This window comes from Marinobacter sp. (assembly GCF_048259445.1).
In the GTDB taxonomy this organism is placed as follows: Bacteria; Pseudomonadota; Gammaproteobacteria; order Pseudomonadales; family Oleiphilaceae; genus Marinobacter.
Genome location: NZ_JBLXHQ010000008.1, coordinates 102,222 through 118,421, shown reverse-complemented (window position 1 = coordinate 118,421; position 16,200 = coordinate 102,222). Strand labels below are relative to the sequence as shown.

The following is a 16,200-nucleotide window of genomic DNA, read 5'->3' as shown; positions in this document are numbered from 1 at the left end:
TGCTCCAAAAAAACCGGATCATTCAATAAACTGTTCAGCTGTTTATTCAGCAAACAGGGCATCCACGAAGGTCTCGGCATCAAAGCTACGCAAGTCATCAACCTGCTCGCCAACGCCGATAAAGCGGATGGGGAGCTGCAACTGACGGGCAATGGCGAACACAATACCGCCTTTGGCTGTACCGTCCAGTTTCGTTAAGGTAATGCCACTTACGCCTACCGCCTTCTGGAATACCTGTGCCTGACTCAGAGCATTCTGTCCGGTACCTGCATCCAGAACCAACATCACTTCATGGGGAGCAGTTTCGTCCAGTTTTTTCATTACCCGGACAACTTTTTCCAGCTCGCCCATCAGGTTGTCTTTGTTCTGCAACCGGCCTGCAGTATCGGCAATCACTACGTCAACACCGCGGGATTTGCCGGACTGAATCGCATCAAAGATCACCGAAGCGCTGTCGGCCCCGGTGTGCTGGGCTACAACCGGAACATTGTTGCGTTCCCCCCAGACCTGCAGCTGCTCGACAGCAGCAGCACGGAAGGTGTCACCGGCTGCAAGCATGACTGACTTGCCTTCGTTCTGAAGCTTTTTGGTGAGTTTGCCTATGGTCGTGGTTTTGCCGACGCCGTTTACGCCAACCATCAGGATCACGTAGGGCTTTGTTCCCGCATCAATCGTCAGTGGTTTGGTGACATCCCTGAGAAGACCATGTAACTCGTCGCGCAGGGCTTTGCGCAAGGCTTCACCATCCTTGAGCTGATTACGCCGGAGCTTGTCGGTGAGGGATTCAATAATTTCTGAAGTGGCGGTCACTCCCACATCCGCCATCAGCAGCGTGGTTTCGATTTCTTCCAGCAGATCTTCATCGATTTTCTTGCCAACGGAGAACAAATCCGCCATACCGCCGGTCAGGCTTGCACGGGTTTTGCCCAAGCCCTGCTTTATACGCTCAAAAACACTGACCTGTGGCGCAGGTGCAGGCTCAGGCTCCGGAACCTTTACCGGCTCGGGCAAAGGCTCTCGGACCACCTCAGGCTCAGCGGCGACCGGCGCTTCGCCGGCTTCCTCAGGTGCGGGCTGCGGGGCTGATTCTGTCGTTGTCTTCTCAACCGGTGTCGCGGGCGCAGGGCCTTTCAAGGCCTCCGGTTTACGCTGAGGGACAGGTTTCGGTCGAGGTACACGGCCACGGTTGCTGGCGATATCCAGAACAAACACGAGCACTAGAAGGGCCAGAAGGCCGACTGAAATCCACTCTGCCATCATAAAGTCATACCATAAGTCTGAATGGGCGGGACAAATAGAGCGCACATTCTAGCAGAGTGTCCACGGGAAGTGAGGATCGCGTGGATTATCACGGAAGGTGAGGTTTCCGCTAAGATACGCCACATACAGTGACCGTGATCTGCTTCCGGAGCTAACAACATGACGCGCAGAAAACCCTCAGGCCCGCGCCCTCCAAACAAGCCCCAACAAGGAGCTGCCCGGGGACAGAGCCGGAATCAGAGTACAACAGGCGAGCTGCGCATAATTGGTGGCGACTGGCGTAGCCGCAAACTCTGTTTTCCTGATGCAGGAGGGGTGCGCCCTACCCCGGCACGCACACGGGAAACCCTGTTTAACTGGCTTTCATTTCATCTGGCGGGAAGCGACTGTCTGGATCTGTTTTCCGGCTCCGGCGCACTTGGCCTTGAAGCGCTTTCCAGAGGCGCGGCCCATGCCACGCTTGTCGATAACAACACCACTCTGGCAACTGCACTGCGGAACAACCTCAGGCTGCTCGGCTCAGAGTCCGGCACTGTGATATGCGCCAACGTGGATACTTACCTTAGCCAGCGAACAAGGCAGCCGTTCGACATCATCTTCATGGACCCACCTTTCCGGCAGGGCTGGCTGGCAACCCTGCTCCCGATGCTTGAAGCTCAGGACTGGGTTAAACCCGGTGGATGGGTCTATGTGGAGCACGAGAGCGACCTCCCGGCCCCGGCGGCTCCCGCCAGCTGGCGACTGCACCGGCAGAAAACCGCCGGGCAGGTCACCTACTGCCTCTACCGAGTGGATCAGGCTGCAGGGCGCAACGAGTAGGCCCGCAAATGAGCCGCAAAATCTTCCAGATACCGGATACCGCTGGTTTCTGCCTCTTTGCACCACTCCATCAAAGCCTGCAATTTATCCTGGGGCTTGAGTCCACGCTGGCGCCAGAGAGCCTGTAGCTCGTTGCTCTTCTCGTAGATCTGGCGCAACACAGCATTGCTTTCCAGAACTGACTCCAGTGTTTCTTTTTCCCGGGGCTTTATCAGAGTTACTTCCCGGGACAAAAGTTGCTTGAGCTTGCGATACCGGGGGCGGATTTCATCGTCCATAAGACTTTTCTGCTGGCGCAAAACCGGCTCGGTCACCCGTTTGCGGTACTGACGCATAATATCAAAGCGATTGTTGGCAATGGCCTGCACGGTTTCCACATCCATGTCCTGCTTGCCCGGCACATAGTGGACAATCGGGCGATAGCCCCTGGGCTTGGCAAGACCGAACAGCTGAAACAAACGAATATAACCCCAGCCGATATCCACTTCGTACCAGCGACGCGAGAGCTTCGATGAATTCGGATAGGTATGGTGGTTGTTGTGCAGTTCTTCTCCACCAATGATAAGGCCCAGCGGAGAAATATTGCGGGCGTTATCAGCGCACTCAAAATTACGGTAACCCATCCAGTGGCCAATCCCGTTCACAACGCCGGCAGCCCAGAACGGGATCCATGCCATCTGTACAGCCCATATCCAGATACCATGAACACCAAAGAGCGCCAGATCGATTACTGCCATCAGCGTAATGCCCAACATTCTGTAGCGGCTGTACAAATTGCGCTCAATCCAGTCTTCTGGCGTGCGCTGACCGTAACGCTCGAGATTCTCCGACGTAGCCGCTGAGGCATAGAGCTCGGCGCCTTCAAACAACACTTTTTTTATTCCCAGCACTACCGGGCTATGGGGATCCTCAGCTGTCTCGCACTTGGCGTGATGCTTGCGGTGGATCGCGGTCCATTCTTTGGTATTCTGAGCCGTGGTCAGCCATAACCAGAAACGGAAAAAGTGCTTCAGTACAGGGTGCAGATCAAGTGAGTTATGAGCCGAATGGCGATGCAGGTAGAGCGTTACGCTGATAATAGTGACGTGGGTCATACCCAGAACAACCAGAATGAGCTGCGTCACCGACAGGTCAAGAAGACCGTTTAACCACATAGTTATTCCTCAAATCAAAATCCAAGGCGATCGAAAAGCGCCACTCGCCGTACTTTAGCGTACAGGTGTTAGCCAGAACAACAGCCTTTGAAAGCAAATTTGTTACCGTTCACACTTGAGCGACACCACACCCAGACACCTGAATCGGAGAACGGCTGCGTGCCCGAATTACCCGAAGTTGAAACAACACGACGCGGTATCGCGCCTTACTGCGAAGGCCATACCGTCACCCGCGTAGAGGTGCGGAATGGAAGGCTGCGATGGCCGGTGCCCGGGGACCTTACTGCGCGGATGGAAGGTCAGGTTATACGGACTGTAGATCGCCGCGCGAAATACCTGTTCCTGAATCTGGACCATGGCACAGCCATCATTCATCTGGGCATGTCCGGCAGCCTTCGTGTAATCACCGACGCCACACCTGCACTGAAGCACGATCACATTGATCTCACACTAAATTCCGGCGTTATTCTGCGCTTTAACGATCCCCGCCGGTTTGGCTGCTGGTTATGGTCCGATTCTGCAGCCACGCATCCGCTGATTGCCAGCCTCGGGCCGGAACCGCTGTCGCCGGAATTCAGCGGCTCAATGTTGTTCCGGTTATCACGGAATAAAAACACTCCGGTCAAATCCTTCATCATGGACAGCCATGTGGTTGTAGGCGTTGGAAACATATACGCCAATGAAGCTCTGTTCAAAGCCGGCATTCACCCCGGGCGCAAGGCTGGCCGCATCAGCTTAGACCGCTACCATCGTCTTGCAGAAGCCATCACAGAAACCCTGAGCGCCGCCATTCTGATGGGCGGCACCACCCTTCGGGATTTCGTCAACAGCGACGGCAAACCGGGCTATTTCGCTCAGTCTCTTCTGGTATATGGCCGCGCCGGGGAACCGTGCACTGAGTGCCAGAAACCGTTGAAGGAAATCCGCATGAGCGGCCGATCTACAGTTTACTGCACCCGGTGTCAGCGATAGTTCGGTACAACCTTCTGCGTAAACGGCATCAAATTGCACAATTTGCAACGAAAATTCGTTTGAAAATACGCAAATATGATTCATAGTTAACAGAGGATTAATCCCCGGGAGTTACAATAAGGTTCGATCTACCCGATACGAATCCGGTGCTGGTTACAAACAATCCGGCATTAACGGGGCCCAAAAGTTCAGGAGACAGACTAATGATCCGCAATATTTCACGCACCCTGGTAGCCACTGTGGCGGCCTGCCTGTTGGCTTTTTCATCCGTAGGCCACGCGCGCGCTATCGACGAAAGCCCGTCTGCATTGGCCATGGCAGGCGATGCGGTGTTTGTGCGCCCGGTCCTGCTGGCCACCACCATCGTAGGAAGTGTTGTGTACCTGGTGTCGCTGCCGTTTTCACTGCTCGGCGGCAATGCGGAAGAAGCGGGCGACGTTCTGGTCGTCGGCCCGGCGAAAGCCACCTTCGTTCGTTGCCTGGGCTGCACCAAGTCCGGCCGGAAAGCAGAGCCCGTCGAACAGACTGGCAACTGATCCCCGCCTGCAACACCGCCTTTGCATAACATCGGTACGATTCCGGCTTGCCTCAGGCCGGAATCTGCGGCAGCCTGACGAAAATTCTTCAGGCTGTTTTTGTTTATGATCAACTGGACCTGCCTCGAAACTGTGTTCCTGGATATGGATGGAACACTGCTTGACCTGCATTTCGACAATCACTTCTGGCTTGAGCATCTGCCCAGGCGCTATGCCGAGCAATACGACCTGCACCCGGGTGAGGCAAAGGACCTGCTGATCAGCATGATCATGGCCGAGAGAGGCACTCTCAACTGGTATTGCACCGACTACTGGAGTGAACGGCTCGACATGGACATCACCGACCTGAAATCAGAGGTCGGCGACCGCATAGGCTATAGGCCTCATGTAGCAAGCTTTCTTCAGGCCCTTAAGAAAACCGGTCTACAGTCGGTAATCGTAACCAACTGCCACCCAGACCCACTGAAACTGAAGCTTCGGCATACCGGCCTGGAGAAATTCGTGGATGGCATTGTTTCCAGCCATCAGCTGGGCAGACCCAAGGAAGACATAGCTTTCTGGAAGGATCTGCAGAGATTGGCGCCGTACAGGGCCGCCACCACACTGATGGTGGATGACAGCTTCCCGGTACTGGAAAGTGCCCGATCTGCCGGAATTGCACAGTGCCTTGGCATTCTTGCCCCCGACAGCAAGCAGGCTGCCCGGGAAACACATCCCGAGATACCCTGTGTCCATCACTTTGATGAAATACTGACAGCTATTCACCAGCAACGGCCCCTGCCATCTATCGGCTGAGAGCGCTATAATTCAGCAATTCAGGCATATGCCAACCAGGTGAGGAGACATGGCGGCATCTACTTCGGACGATCAACGGGTAAGGCTCGACAAATGGCTATGGGCTGCGCGCTTCTACAAAACGCGCTCGCTTGCCAAAGAGGCGGTTGAAGGTGGCAAAGTCCATTACAACAGCCAGCGCTGCAAGCCGGGCCGTCTGGTGGAGCCTGGCGCAACGCTGACTTTACGCCTCGGCCTGCTGGAAAAAGTCGTGATTGTAGACGATGTAAGCGAGCGCAGACGCGGTGCGCCTGAAGCCCAGAAGCTTTACCACGAAACCGAAGACAGCGTGAAAAAACGGGAAGACCTCTCGTGGCAGCGCAAGACCATGCAGGCCGCCCAGTTGCCGCCAGCCCGGCGACCTTCCAAGAAAGATCGCAGGGACATTCAACGATTCCGTGACCATAACGGCATCTGACCTAGACCGCTCAGCCGTCACCATCGATTTAAGCACCCAGTTTTCAGGAGAACCAGCATGGCATCCCGCGATCAGTTCCAGCGTTTTATATTTGAGCATAGCCAGGTGCGCGGAGCCTGGGTACAACTTGGCAAAAGTTACAATGAGATCACCAGCCAGGCGCCCTACCCGGAATCTATCCGGGGCCTGCTTGGCGAAGCTCTTGTGGCCAGCATCGTTATGAGTAGCAGCCTTAAATTTGAAGGCACCCTGTCCATCCAGGCCCAGGGGGATGGTCCACTGAGAACCCTGATGGCGGAATGCAGCCATGACCGGAAAATCCGCGGCCTGGCCCGCTTTGACGAGCACGCGATAAGCGAGGAAAGCTTCCACAATCTGCTGGGCGACGGGCGCATGGCCATTACCATCACACCACAGCAGGGCAATCGCTATCAGGGCGTCGTTCCCCGGGAGCGCGACAGTCTCGCAGGGTGTCTGGAAGAGTATTTTGAGCGCTCAGAGCAGATTCCCACCAGCCTGTTCCTGTTTTCCAGCGAGAATGGCGCCGCCGGCCTGATGCTTCAGCGCCTTCCCGGGGCCACCGAGGAAGACGATACACTCTGGGAGCGGGTCAACCATCTCGCTCGCACTGTGGAGGCCAGCGAACTGCTGGAACTGGACAGCGAAACGCTTCTGCACCGTTTATTCCATGAAGAAACCGTGCGCCTTTTTGATCCGGAAACAGTCGCGTTTCACTGTAGCTGCTCCAGAGAACGAACCCTCGGAGCACTGGAAGGCATTGGTAAAGACGAATGCTACAGCATACTCGATGAGCAGGGAGCCATCGAGATGGATTGTCAGTTTTGCCACGCACACTATCGGTTCGATAGGAATGATATTGACCACCTTTTCTCTGGCCATACGCTACACTAGAGTTGGTTACAGATTCGCTTGGAAGCCAGCAAACGCGCGGCTTCCGGAGCATTCGTTTTTTACCGGCGCCTCTGGCATAATAGCGCGCCTGAATTGACCCGATTGTTCAGTTTTCCGTCAATTTCCGGGGGGCGGCCTGAGCAGTCACTAAGACATCCCGAGGGCGAGGTCGAAGTGAGCAACACTTATAATGATCTGAGTACAGCACAGCTGGTCGAGCAGGCACTGGCGCGTAACGAGGGCCAGCTGGCTTCCAACGGTTCACTGGTTGTAAAAACCGGTGAGCGTACCGGACGATCCCCTATGGATCGCTATATCGTTGAAGAGCCGAGCACCTCCGACGACATCCAATGGGGGCCGATCAACCGCCCGTTCGACGCTGATAAATTCGATGCTCTGTGGGATCGTGTAGAAGCCTACATTGCAGAAAAAGACAGCTTCGTGTCTTTGGTTCATGTGGGCTCTGACCCCGAGCATTACCTTCCGGTGAAGATGACCACCGAGACCGCCTGGCAAAACCTGTTTGGCCGCAACCTGTTCATTCGCCCGGACACATTCAACCAGGCCGACAAGCAGGAATGGCAGATTCTGAACGCCGCCAATTTTGAGTGCGTGCCCGCTCGCGACGGCACCAACAGCAATGGCTGTGTGATTATTAACTTTGCGCGCCGCAAAGTACTTCTGGCCGGCATGCATTACGCCGGTGAAATGAAAAAAGCGATGTTTTCTGTGCAGAATTTCCTGCTGCCGGAAAAGGACGTGCTTCCAATGCACTGCTCAGCCAACGTAGGGGAAGATGGCGAAACCTGCCTGTTCTTCGGCCTCTCTGGCACTGGTAAAACCACGCTTTCCGCAGACCCGCACCGCTTCCTGATTGGTGACGACGAGCACGGCTGGGGCCCGGGCACAGTCTTCAACATTGAAGGCGGCTGCTACGCAAAGTGCATCGATCTGAGCAAAAAGAACGAGCCGATCATCTGGGATGCCATCCGTTTTGGCGCCATTGTTGAAAACGTCACCATTGATCCGGAAACCCGCGAGCCGGACTACAACGACGTTTCACTGACTGAAAACTCCCGCTGCGCCTACCCACTTGAGCACGTAGAAAAGCGCGTACTTGAGAATCGCGCCGGTGAGCCGTCCCACATCGTATTCCTGACCTGCGATATGACAGGCGTGTTGCCACCGGTGTCCATACTGAGCCGTGAAGGCGCCGCCTATCACTTCCTGAGTGGCTACACAGCGCTGGTCGGCTCCACCGAGATGGGTTCATCCTCCAAGCTGAAGTCCACGTTCTCCACCTGCTTTGGTGCGCCCTTCTTCCCGCGTCCGGCAGGCGTATACGCCGAGCTGCTGATGAAGCGCATCGACGAGTACGGCAGCAAGGTCTTCCTGGTCAACACCGGCTGGACCGGCGGTCCGCACGGCGAAGGCACCCGTTTCAGTATCCCGACGACTCGCGCCATCATCAGTGCGATCCAGAACGGCGATCTGGATGATGTGGAAACCGAGCATCTGCCTGCCCTGAACGTCGACGTTCCCAAGCATATACCGGGCGTAGATACAGGCCTGCTGAACCCGCGTAATACCTGGACCAGCGCAGACTACTACGATGGTAAAGCTCAGGAGCTGATCGGGCAGTTTGTAGAGAACTTCAAGAAATTTGATGTTTCCGATGCAATTGTGGAGGCTGGACCCAAGCTCTGATTCTGCATCTCATGAAAAGCGCCCTGCGGAAGCACGGCGCTTTTTTTTGTGCCTCAATCCGTGCTTTTACCTCTCGACCGAGGCCGGGTAGGCCAATGATATCGACTTCCCGAAGGCCACATTAATTACGCTCAGGCGTAGAACAACAGCGGCACAAATGCCACCAGTACCAGCGAAATACCCATAGCAATCAGCGGCATAATGATGCGCTCATGGCGCTGATAAAAATTACCTGTTTCCTGCTGGGCGGCCAACACTTCAGCCTCTCCTACTACCTGCCTTGTCAGCAGGTGATTCAGGGCAACAGGCGGGCTCAGGTAGCCCAATTCAAAGGCCACCAGGGTTACCATCCAGAAATGGATGGGGTGAATACCGCTGGAATATGCAATCGTTGCCACTGTCGCTGTAACCAGAATAACAGCGCCAAAAGCATCCATGATCATCCCCAGAATGACCAGTATGACTACCATCAAGACCATGGCAGACCAGACACTGTCGAAGGACTGGGGGAAGCTCTGCATGATATGGGAGCGCTCAATCACACCGCCAATGCTCACCGACAGACCAAGTAGCAATAGCAGAGCACCAATCTCTGCCGTAGTGTCATTGGTAGCTCCGCGCAAGCTACGCTCCAGGCCTTGATGGTTTATCTCACCAGACGCCCTGCCTTTTCGGTTTTTCAGGCTTACATGCTCATACAGCAAGATGGCCAGCATGATGACCGGCAACAAACGAGGCGCCGAGAACTCGTCCATGCGCACGTCCAGCGCATAGCGGTAAAGGAGCACAACGGCAACAATTACCAATACATAAGGGACCAACGGCCTGAAGGCCTGAATCATGGCCGGCATAGCCTCGGAAGCCGGCGCCAGATCAAACTTGCTCTGGCGGTTTACGGCGAGCGCAACCAGGGTAAACATTGCGGCAGTCAACACGAACACCCAGATGCCCCATCCGAAAAGATCGTCGGTGGTGACTTCCCGGTTGAGGTAGGCAATAACGACAACCAAAAGGCAGGGCCGCAACACCACGCCGAGAGAGCCAGACATGGCAGTGGCCGCAAGCGCCAGTTGCCGGCGCGCTCCGGCCGCCCGCAGTTCGCTATAGATAACAGCACCGGCAGCAATTACGAAAATCCCTGAGGCTCCGGTATAGGCTGTTGGAATTGCCGCGACCAGTACCGCAACCACAGCCAGCATTTCCGGTGGCATGCGCCAGGGCCGGAACAGATTGAACACGAGTGTCGCCAGTCGGGTCTGCTTCAACATCATGCCAACCCAGACATACAGCCCCACATTCAGGAACATGTCTGCCAGCTCCATCATCTTGCCCAGATAAATGCCGATACCGGAGGCATGGCCGATCAGTGCAAAATAAGTACCGGAAATCAGACACATCACTGTATATAAGGGCACCGCCAGAAACGCTTTGTTCAGGCTCCCACCGGGAATCAGGTCTGATGGAGCCCGAATCAACCGATAGAGGCTGGCCAGGATAAGGCAGGCAAATCCGATTACCCAGAAGTTGTGAAGCAGGAGCTCTTCAGAGGAAATCGTTGTTTCAGTACCCAGGCTGGACTGCCGAAAAATCAGGCTTGAACCCAGCAACATGGCGTTGGCAAGGGTCTGCAATGTGTGGGAAACGGTGTAATCCAGACGGGTCTCCATGGCTCGCATGGCAATATGGTGGCGGGTAAGGGTTGCCGTTCCGGCACACAGCATAACCAGCAGCACCAGAGTATAACGCTGGGATTCGAGGCCAAAGGCAATCAGATCAGCAACAAATAACTCCACCGCGCGATAGGCTCTCACTCCCGGCGTAAGCTGTTCTCTCTGGCTGTCATAACTATGGTGCGCGGTTTTGCAGTCGGCTACCGAGCGCTCAATCGCCAACCGTACATCGGCGGGATCTTTCTCCTGAACACCCAGCAGTGCTGCCATGGGATCATCTTCAGCAGGCCCCCGGGCGAGCTCCTGCGCCACTGCTGCCTCAATATCCTGTTCGGGATTGCAGGTTGGTGCGACCGGGTCCATGCGAAGCTTGTAATAACCGCTCCAGAGCTGCTCTCCGCCGCGCAGCATCTGGTTATGGATATCGCTGCTTGTGGAGAAAAGAACCACAGACAACAACAACAGACAGACAGGCAGCGATGAAAACCACTCCAGACCGCTACGACGAAAACCACCCTTGAACATAACTGAATACTCTAATTAGATGCTCTGAAACCCTGACGTGTTAAAGCAGGTCGTCCAGATCCATGGTCTCGACTTCTTTCTGCCGGTCATCCCAGAAAATTCCCAGCTGACCCAAAGGTGTGCGGTGGCCGGTATTTTCCACCCACAGACGATCAGAGAGAGCAACCACCATGTTGGTCGCCATAGCATCTACAAAGGCCCAGTCTTCGTTTGCAGGTTGCGCGTCAAGAGACTCCGCGTGCTGACGGATCACCGCCTTCACTCCCGCTTCATCGCCTTTATTGGTGGCTGCAATGGCGTGAAAGACATGACTAAGACGAACACCCGCCTCCTCGCCCTTTCGGTCAGCCATAGCCAGTCGTTCAAAGGCGTTTTCACCTTCGGGCAGCGCACCCGGCATCATTGACCATACCGTTGCTTTGAGAGCCATAGGAGCGCCCCACCACTTGTCGTTTTCCAGGCAGTTTGTGGCTCGCGCCACAACTGAGCCCACGTTCTTGGGAACGCCGATAGACGAGGTAGACTGAATCTCCGAGTTGAGCGCCTGCAAGCCTGAGAGCAGGCCGGCCAGATATACGAACTCATCCATATCGTCGTCAAAATCCGGGCACTCGCCTGTGCCTGGCTCACCGTAAAAAGCGTTGTGGTGCTGCCAGGATTTCAGGTAGCGCCTTGATGCCAGAGCGTAGGCACGCTTCTGGCGGATCATCGCATCTTCAGCCGCATTGCCATTTCTTTCATACAAGGCTGTCAGGGCCGCCAACTCATGCTCACGCGCCTGCTCTTCGGCACACCCGCCGGCAGAAAGATAAAGCATTACGGCAAGTTGATCCGGCTCGCTGGTTACACGACCAAAGGACATCAGCAGCGGCGCAGTGGCCTCGCTCATGGCGCAACCCATGGCCAGATCACCGCTGGCCATCAGGTAAGGTATGGTGTGCTCACGAGAAAACCCCTGCATGACATCACCGGTGGTTTTGTAGACCATGTTGTTGACTGCGCCACACCCGGATAAAAATGAGCCGAGGGCAAGAACGACAAAAAAGCGCCTGAGCCGGAATACCGGTCGCAAAAACCCTTGCACAACAGACTGCGAGCGGCGGTGATCCCGGAGAGAACTCTCCGGAGGTGAATTCACGGAAGGCATCATGGTTTTTGCACCTTTTGAACGTTTTGTATTGTTGTTCTGACAGCGCTGTTATCGCGCCTGTATTCTCGGCTCAGGATTTACATCTGTGCGTTTTTATTTCGGCGCCCGACTTGTTACAGACTGTAACTAGAGCGGCATTATGGCCTACAGAGCCCGCGCTTTTTGAGACAGGCACCGCAAATGACGCCTGTGCACACAGTTTTTAACCTTTCCAGGGTTTGCACAAAGCGCTCCAAACCAGTATAGATTCAGACAGCCGCACGCCACTCAGGCTGCAGCACCCACAGACAAAAACAAAAAGGAATACCGATGCGCAAACCTGAACTTGCGGCGTCTATCGCCGAACACACTGGCCTTACCCGCGAAAAAGCCAGCGAGGTGATTAACGCCTTTACAGATCAGATCTCAGCGGCTGCTGCGAGGGGTGAGGATACTACCCTGATAGGATTCGGCACTTTCAACATTCGCGCACGAGAGGCGCGGGATGGCAGAAACCCTCAAACCGGAGCGTCTATCCGTATTCCGGCCAGCAAAACCGTGGGCTTCAAAGCCGGCAAGGCGTTCAAAGACGCGTTCCGCTGAGCAAACCCCCACCCGACCTTACGGGTGGGGGTTTTTGAACAGCATCACCGGGTATCAGTTGCCAGCCACAGAAGCGCACTCGGAACGAGCTGCGTCCACACGACAGCGAATAGCCTTCATAAGCTTGATCGCCCGTTCGTCGTAAATCCCGTCGTCGAGCAGTGACAAGCGCACCTTACGGAGCATCTTGTCGTACTCGGCCGTATCTTCCTGTGGCAATTTCATCCACACGGCTTCCGGTATCCCGGCTTCTGCCTGGGCAATAATGTCGTAGGCTTCGTCGAGACGCTTGATGGATTCATCACGCACCATCTGGCCCGCAGATTCCGGGAAACGGTCGCGGTGAATAATGACCTGGAAATTCATATACCCGAGCGCGTACTTCACAACAGCACCATCAGGCTGAACACCCTTGTAGAGCTCCAGAGGGGTGTAGGCAACGGCCGGCGCGTATGCGAGATCGACACTGCCGTTGTTGAACTTGCCGGCAAAGTTGGCGGAATTGGAACCAACCACCGATGCGCCCACATGGCGCACCATGCGCACCGAAGCCTGGTCGTAATCGAGCGTTGCGATGCGTTTGCCCTGAAGTTTCTCAACGGAATTGATGCTGCGATCACGGGTATGCAGGTAAATTGCGCCACCCGGAAATACACCGGCTACTTCGTATGGGCCATCAATCAGCAGAGGACGGGCTTTGGGCTGGCTGAGAGTGTTATAGAGCAAGCGCATTTCGTCTTCACCGGGTACGGCGCCCATGGCTTCCAGGCTACCGGTAAACTTGTTGAATTCGCGGGCACGAGTACCTGTAAGCAATACGGCATCGCACTGCCCGGCCTTGAAGTCTTCGGCGGCCACTTTTTCATCGGTGTAGGCGCTCAGGTTTAGCTTGATGCCACTTTTGAGTGCAACGGGTTGAAACGTTTTCGTGATCGCAAACAGCGGGCCGCTGGCCCCTACCGGATCAAACACACAAAAGCTTCGCTCCAGAATATCGGTGCTGGCTTCGGCATTTGTCTGAGTGTGCCCGAGCGCGGGCAAAGCAAGGCTGACGCAAAAAGTAGCCGCCAAGGCCACCCGATGCGAGAAGGTTACTGGTTTCACGGGATGACTCCTGAATTATTATTGTCTGGCCGCAGTGCGTATAATTTCGTCGGCGGTGTCACGTTTCGTTGTGCCAACGGTATGCCGGCAGGCATAAGAATACGTTGGCACAGGCGCCCTGTTTCAAGAGTTTTTAGGCAACATACGGGATTATGTGATGGCGTCGACAGAGGTTGAACCACCCCTGCCGCATTTTCTGTCGGAGTCAGAGCATCAGGCGCTAGCCCAGGCTTCCTGTCCCTCCACCAACGTGAGCCGTACCAACCCGGGCAGCGGATGGCCCAGTACCGGTGCGTGGTGGCCTGCAGAGATCAAAGACTGGCGATCCGGGGTCCATTGGGCTCGGGGATCAAACACACAGAGGTCCGCAATATCATCGTTGCTGATCGTTGCGGTTCGGCCGATCACCGATGCCGGGCCAGAAGTAAGGGCGCGCACCAGCTCCGTGAGCTTGAGCTCACCACGCTGAACCAGCAAAAGGCCCAGTGAAAGCACGCTCTCTATACTGGAAAGGCCCGGCTCAGTCGCCGGCAAAGGTGCCTGTTTCGCAGCGCTGTCATGGGGCAGATGCTGGCTTACGATCGCATCGATTACCCCCTCGCGAACACCGGCAAGCAGAGCCTTGCGATCCGATTCCGAGCGCAGCGGCGGGCGCAGATGAAAGCGACTGTCAAAGCCTGCAAGCGCGTCCTCTGTAAAGACAAGCTGGTGCATGGCCACGTCGGCTGTCACCGAAATTCCCCGGCGGCGCGCATCGGCAATCATTTCAACACTACGTCCGCAGGAAAGCTGACTCAAGTGCAGCCTTACGCCGGTTTCTTCCGCCAGCAGAAGCATTTCCATAACCGATGCAGTTTCTGCTACCTCCGGTATACCCAGAAGGCCGAGACGTGCGGTAACCAGCCCATCATGAGCGTAACCATCCGCTGCCAGCGACTGGTTTTCCGGGCGGAACATCACCGTCAAGCCAAAGGTCTGGGCATACGCCATGCAACGGCGGAGTATGCGCGCGTTGCGCACACCGCGGGATCCGTTTCCAACGGCAACACAGCCCGCAGCGGTAAGACCCGCCATATCGCTGAGCATCTCCCCTTCCAGCCCCCGGGTAACAGCCCCCACGGGTAACACCCGGATGGGTGAGCTGGTAGCCGCGCCATCCCGAATCAGATGGGTAACCGCCCTGGAGTCATTAATCGGGGAAGTTTCAGGTGAGGCACACACGGTAGTAAATCCGCCCCGTGCAGCAGCGCGGGTTTCCGAGGCAATGTTGCCCTTCTGGCCGTTGCCCGGCTCCCGCAGGTTGCAGTACAGATCCACAAAACCCGGGGTAATCACACAGCCATCAGCATAAAATATCTGATCGGCTTCGGCTTTTACTGCCGCATCACCTGTGGCCGCAATGCGTCCGTTACGTATTAGAAGAGCACTGTTCGGCGCTTCACTTCCATGGCCATCCAGTAGTTGGCCACCGGTAATTTTCAGGCTGGCGCCGGAGGATCCTTCGTTACCACTCATGCCTGGCCCCGCTCAGTCAGTTCAGTCAGTTTTTGCTGGCGCTCAGCCACCTGCCCGCCCATCGCCATGGACATCACAGCCATGCGGATGGCAATGCCATTGGTAACCTGGTTCAGGATGACCGATTGCGGGCCATCCGCGACCGCGGACTCGATTTCCACGCCGCGGTTAATCGGCCCCGGATGCATAACGATGCATTGCGGATGCGCCAGTGCGAGCTTCTCCTGGTTTAACCCGTAAAGCCTGTAGAACTCGCGCTCGCTCGGCAGCAGCGCGCCCTCCATACGTTCTTTCTGCAGGCGCAACATAATCACCACATCCAGATCCTTCATGCCTTTGGCCATGTCGTACTCAACCGTGCAACCAAGGCTCTCGACATCGCTTGGCAACAGTGTGCCGGGCGCAATAACACGAATCTGTTCAGCGCCCAGTTCATTCAGTGCACGAATCTGGGAACGCGCGACCCGCGAGTGCAGAACATCCCCCACTATGGCCACTTTAAGACCTTCAAATGTACCCTTGTGCTGGCGAATGGTCAGCATGTCCAGCATTGCCTGGGTGGGGTGAGCGTGGCGTCCGTCACCGGCGTTGATGATAGCCACCCCCGGGGTAACACTTTCAGCGATAAAGTGCGGTGCGCCGCTCTGGGCATGGCGCACCACAAACATATCGCTGGCCATGGCTTCAAGGTTCAAAAGGGTATCGGAGAGCGATTCGCCCTTGGACGTTGCGGAGGTGTTGATATCAAGGTTGAGTACATCTGCAGAAAGCCGTTTAGCGGCAAGCTCGAACGTGCTGCGAGTGCGGGTACTGGACTCGAAGAACAGGTTAACCACCGTTCGGCCCCTCAGCAGAGGGACCTTCTTGATGCTTCGCTCACCCACCTCGATAAACGAGTCTGCGGTATCGAGAATGTCGGTCAGCAGTTCCCGACCCAGACCGTCCAGAGTCAGAAAGTGCCGCAACTGGCCGTCCCGGGTTAGCTGCAAATGGTTAGGGGAAGCTGCGTTCGCGGTCATGATTTGCCTGCTATCGGGTTCGG

General features: G+C 55.8%; 15 protein-coding genes. 8 read left to right on the top strand and 7 right to left on the bottom strand.

Translation table 11 applies throughout. The annotated features are described in order from the left end of the window. Positions 1 to 42: 42 nt before the first annotated feature. Positions 43 to 1,260, bottom strand: a complete 1,218-nt coding sequence (gene ftsY / locus ACN0RL_RS08050) for a signal recognition particle-docking protein FtsY (RefSeq protein ID WP_417515496.1) — start codon at positions 1,258 to 1,260, stop codon at positions 43 to 45. 159 nt (positions 1,261 to 1,419) lie between these two features. Here ftsY and rsmD point away from each other — a divergent pair, with 159 nt between their 5' ends. Then, positions 1,420 to 2,079 carry a 16S rRNA (guanine(966)-N(2))-methyltransferase RsmD gene (gene rsmD, locus ACN0RL_RS08045; RefSeq protein WP_417515494.1) on the top strand — a complete coding sequence of 220 codons (660 nt, stop codon included), beginning with the start codon at positions 1,420 to 1,422 and terminating at the stop codon, positions 2,077 to 2,079. Here the strand turns inward: rsmD and ACN0RL_RS08040 are convergent. Then, the gene (locus tag ACN0RL_RS08040) at positions 2,055 to 3,233 is read right to left on the bottom strand and encodes a fatty acid desaturase (RefSeq protein WP_417515492.1); all 1,179 of its coding nucleotides are present in this window, start codon (positions 3,231 to 3,233) and stop codon (positions 2,055 to 2,057) included. The two genes, rsmD and ACN0RL_RS08040, sit on opposite strands and share 25 nt — an antisense overlap. A 159-nt stretch (positions 3,234 to 3,392) precedes the next feature. Between ACN0RL_RS08040 and mutM the strand changes: the two genes are divergently transcribed. From mutM to ACN0RL_RS08010, 6 genes are all read left to right on the top strand, one after another. After that, the gene (mutM, locus tag ACN0RL_RS08035) at positions 3,393 to 4,205 is read left to right on the top strand and encodes a bifunctional DNA-formamidopyrimidine glycosylase/DNA-(apurinic or apyrimidinic site) lyase (RefSeq protein WP_417515490.1); all 813 of its coding nucleotides are present in this window, start codon (positions 3,393 to 3,395) and stop codon (positions 4,203 to 4,205) included. 203 nt (positions 4,206 to 4,408) lie between these two features. After that, on the top strand, positions 4,409 to 4,741 hold the full coding sequence (locus ACN0RL_RS08030; RefSeq protein ID WP_417515488.1) for a hypothetical protein: 333 nt from the start codon (positions 4,409 to 4,411) through the stop codon (positions 4,739 to 4,741). A 105-nt stretch (positions 4,742 to 4,846) separates the two neighbouring features. Further along, entirely contained in the window at positions 4,847 to 5,536 is a 690-nt protein-coding gene (gene yrfG, locus ACN0RL_RS08025; protein ID WP_417515486.1) for a GMP/IMP nucleotidase, read from the top strand. A gap of 49 nt (positions 5,537 to 5,585) precedes the next feature. Beyond that, entirely contained in the window at positions 5,586 to 5,993 is a 408-nt protein-coding gene (gene hslR, locus ACN0RL_RS08020) for a ribosome-associated heat shock protein Hsp15 (RefSeq protein WP_417515484.1), read from the top strand. A 57-nt stretch (positions 5,994 to 6,050) separates the two neighbouring features. Continuing rightward, positions 6,051 to 6,905, top strand: a complete 855-nt coding sequence (gene hslO / locus ACN0RL_RS08015) for an Hsp33 family molecular chaperone HslO (RefSeq protein WP_417515482.1) — start codon at positions 6,051 to 6,053, stop codon at positions 6,903 to 6,905. Positions 6,906 to 7,079: 174 nt separating this feature from the next. Continuing rightward, positions 7,080 to 8,612: a phosphoenolpyruvate carboxykinase gene (locus ACN0RL_RS08010; protein ID WP_417515480.1), complete on the top strand. Its 1,533-nt coding sequence runs from the start codon at positions 7,080 to 7,082 to the stop codon at positions 8,610 to 8,612. A gap of 131 nt (positions 8,613 to 8,743) precedes the next feature. Here ACN0RL_RS08010 and ACN0RL_RS08005 read toward each other — a convergent pair whose 3' ends face one another. Continuing rightward, positions 8,744 to 10,807: a TRAP transporter large permease subunit gene (locus ACN0RL_RS08005; protein ID WP_417515478.1), complete on the bottom strand. Its 2,064-nt coding sequence runs from the start codon at positions 10,805 to 10,807 to the stop codon at positions 8,744 to 8,746. A 40-nt stretch (positions 10,808 to 10,847) separates the two neighbouring features. Next, positions 10,848 to 11,795, bottom strand: coding sequence for a hypothetical protein (locus ACN0RL_RS08000; RefSeq protein WP_417515581.1), 948 nt, complete (start codon positions 11,793 to 11,795; stop codon positions 10,848 to 10,850). Between the two features lie 471 nt (positions 11,796 to 12,266). On the opposite strand from ACN0RL_RS08000, the gene ACN0RL_RS07995 reads away from it, so the two are divergent. Beyond that, the gene (locus ACN0RL_RS07995) at positions 12,267 to 12,539 is read left to right on the top strand and encodes an HU family DNA-binding protein (protein ID WP_417515476.1); all 273 of its coding nucleotides are present in this window, start codon (positions 12,267 to 12,269) and stop codon (positions 12,537 to 12,539) included. 54 nt (positions 12,540 to 12,593) lie between these two features. Here the strand turns inward: ACN0RL_RS07995 and ACN0RL_RS07990 are convergent, their stop codons facing one another. The 3 genes from ACN0RL_RS07990 to ACN0RL_RS07980 form a co-directional block, all read right to left on the bottom strand. After that, positions 12,594 to 13,643: a putative solute-binding protein gene (locus ACN0RL_RS07990; RefSeq protein WP_417515474.1), complete on the bottom strand. Its 1,050-nt coding sequence runs from the start codon at positions 13,641 to 13,643 to the stop codon at positions 12,594 to 12,596. 213 nt (positions 13,644 to 13,856) lie between these two features. After that, a complete protein-coding gene (locus ACN0RL_RS07985; RefSeq protein WP_417515472.1) occupies positions 13,857 to 15,158 on the bottom strand; it encodes a dihydroorotase in 1,302 nt (433 codons plus the stop codon). Next, the gene (locus ACN0RL_RS07980) at positions 15,155 to 16,177 is read right to left on the bottom strand and encodes an aspartate carbamoyltransferase catalytic subunit (RefSeq protein WP_417515470.1); all 1,023 of its coding nucleotides are present in this window, start codon (positions 16,175 to 16,177) and stop codon (positions 15,155 to 15,157) included. Before ACN0RL_RS07980 ends, ACN0RL_RS07985 begins: the two co-directional genes overlap by 4 nt. Positions 16,178 to 16,200: the final 23 nt, after the last annotated feature.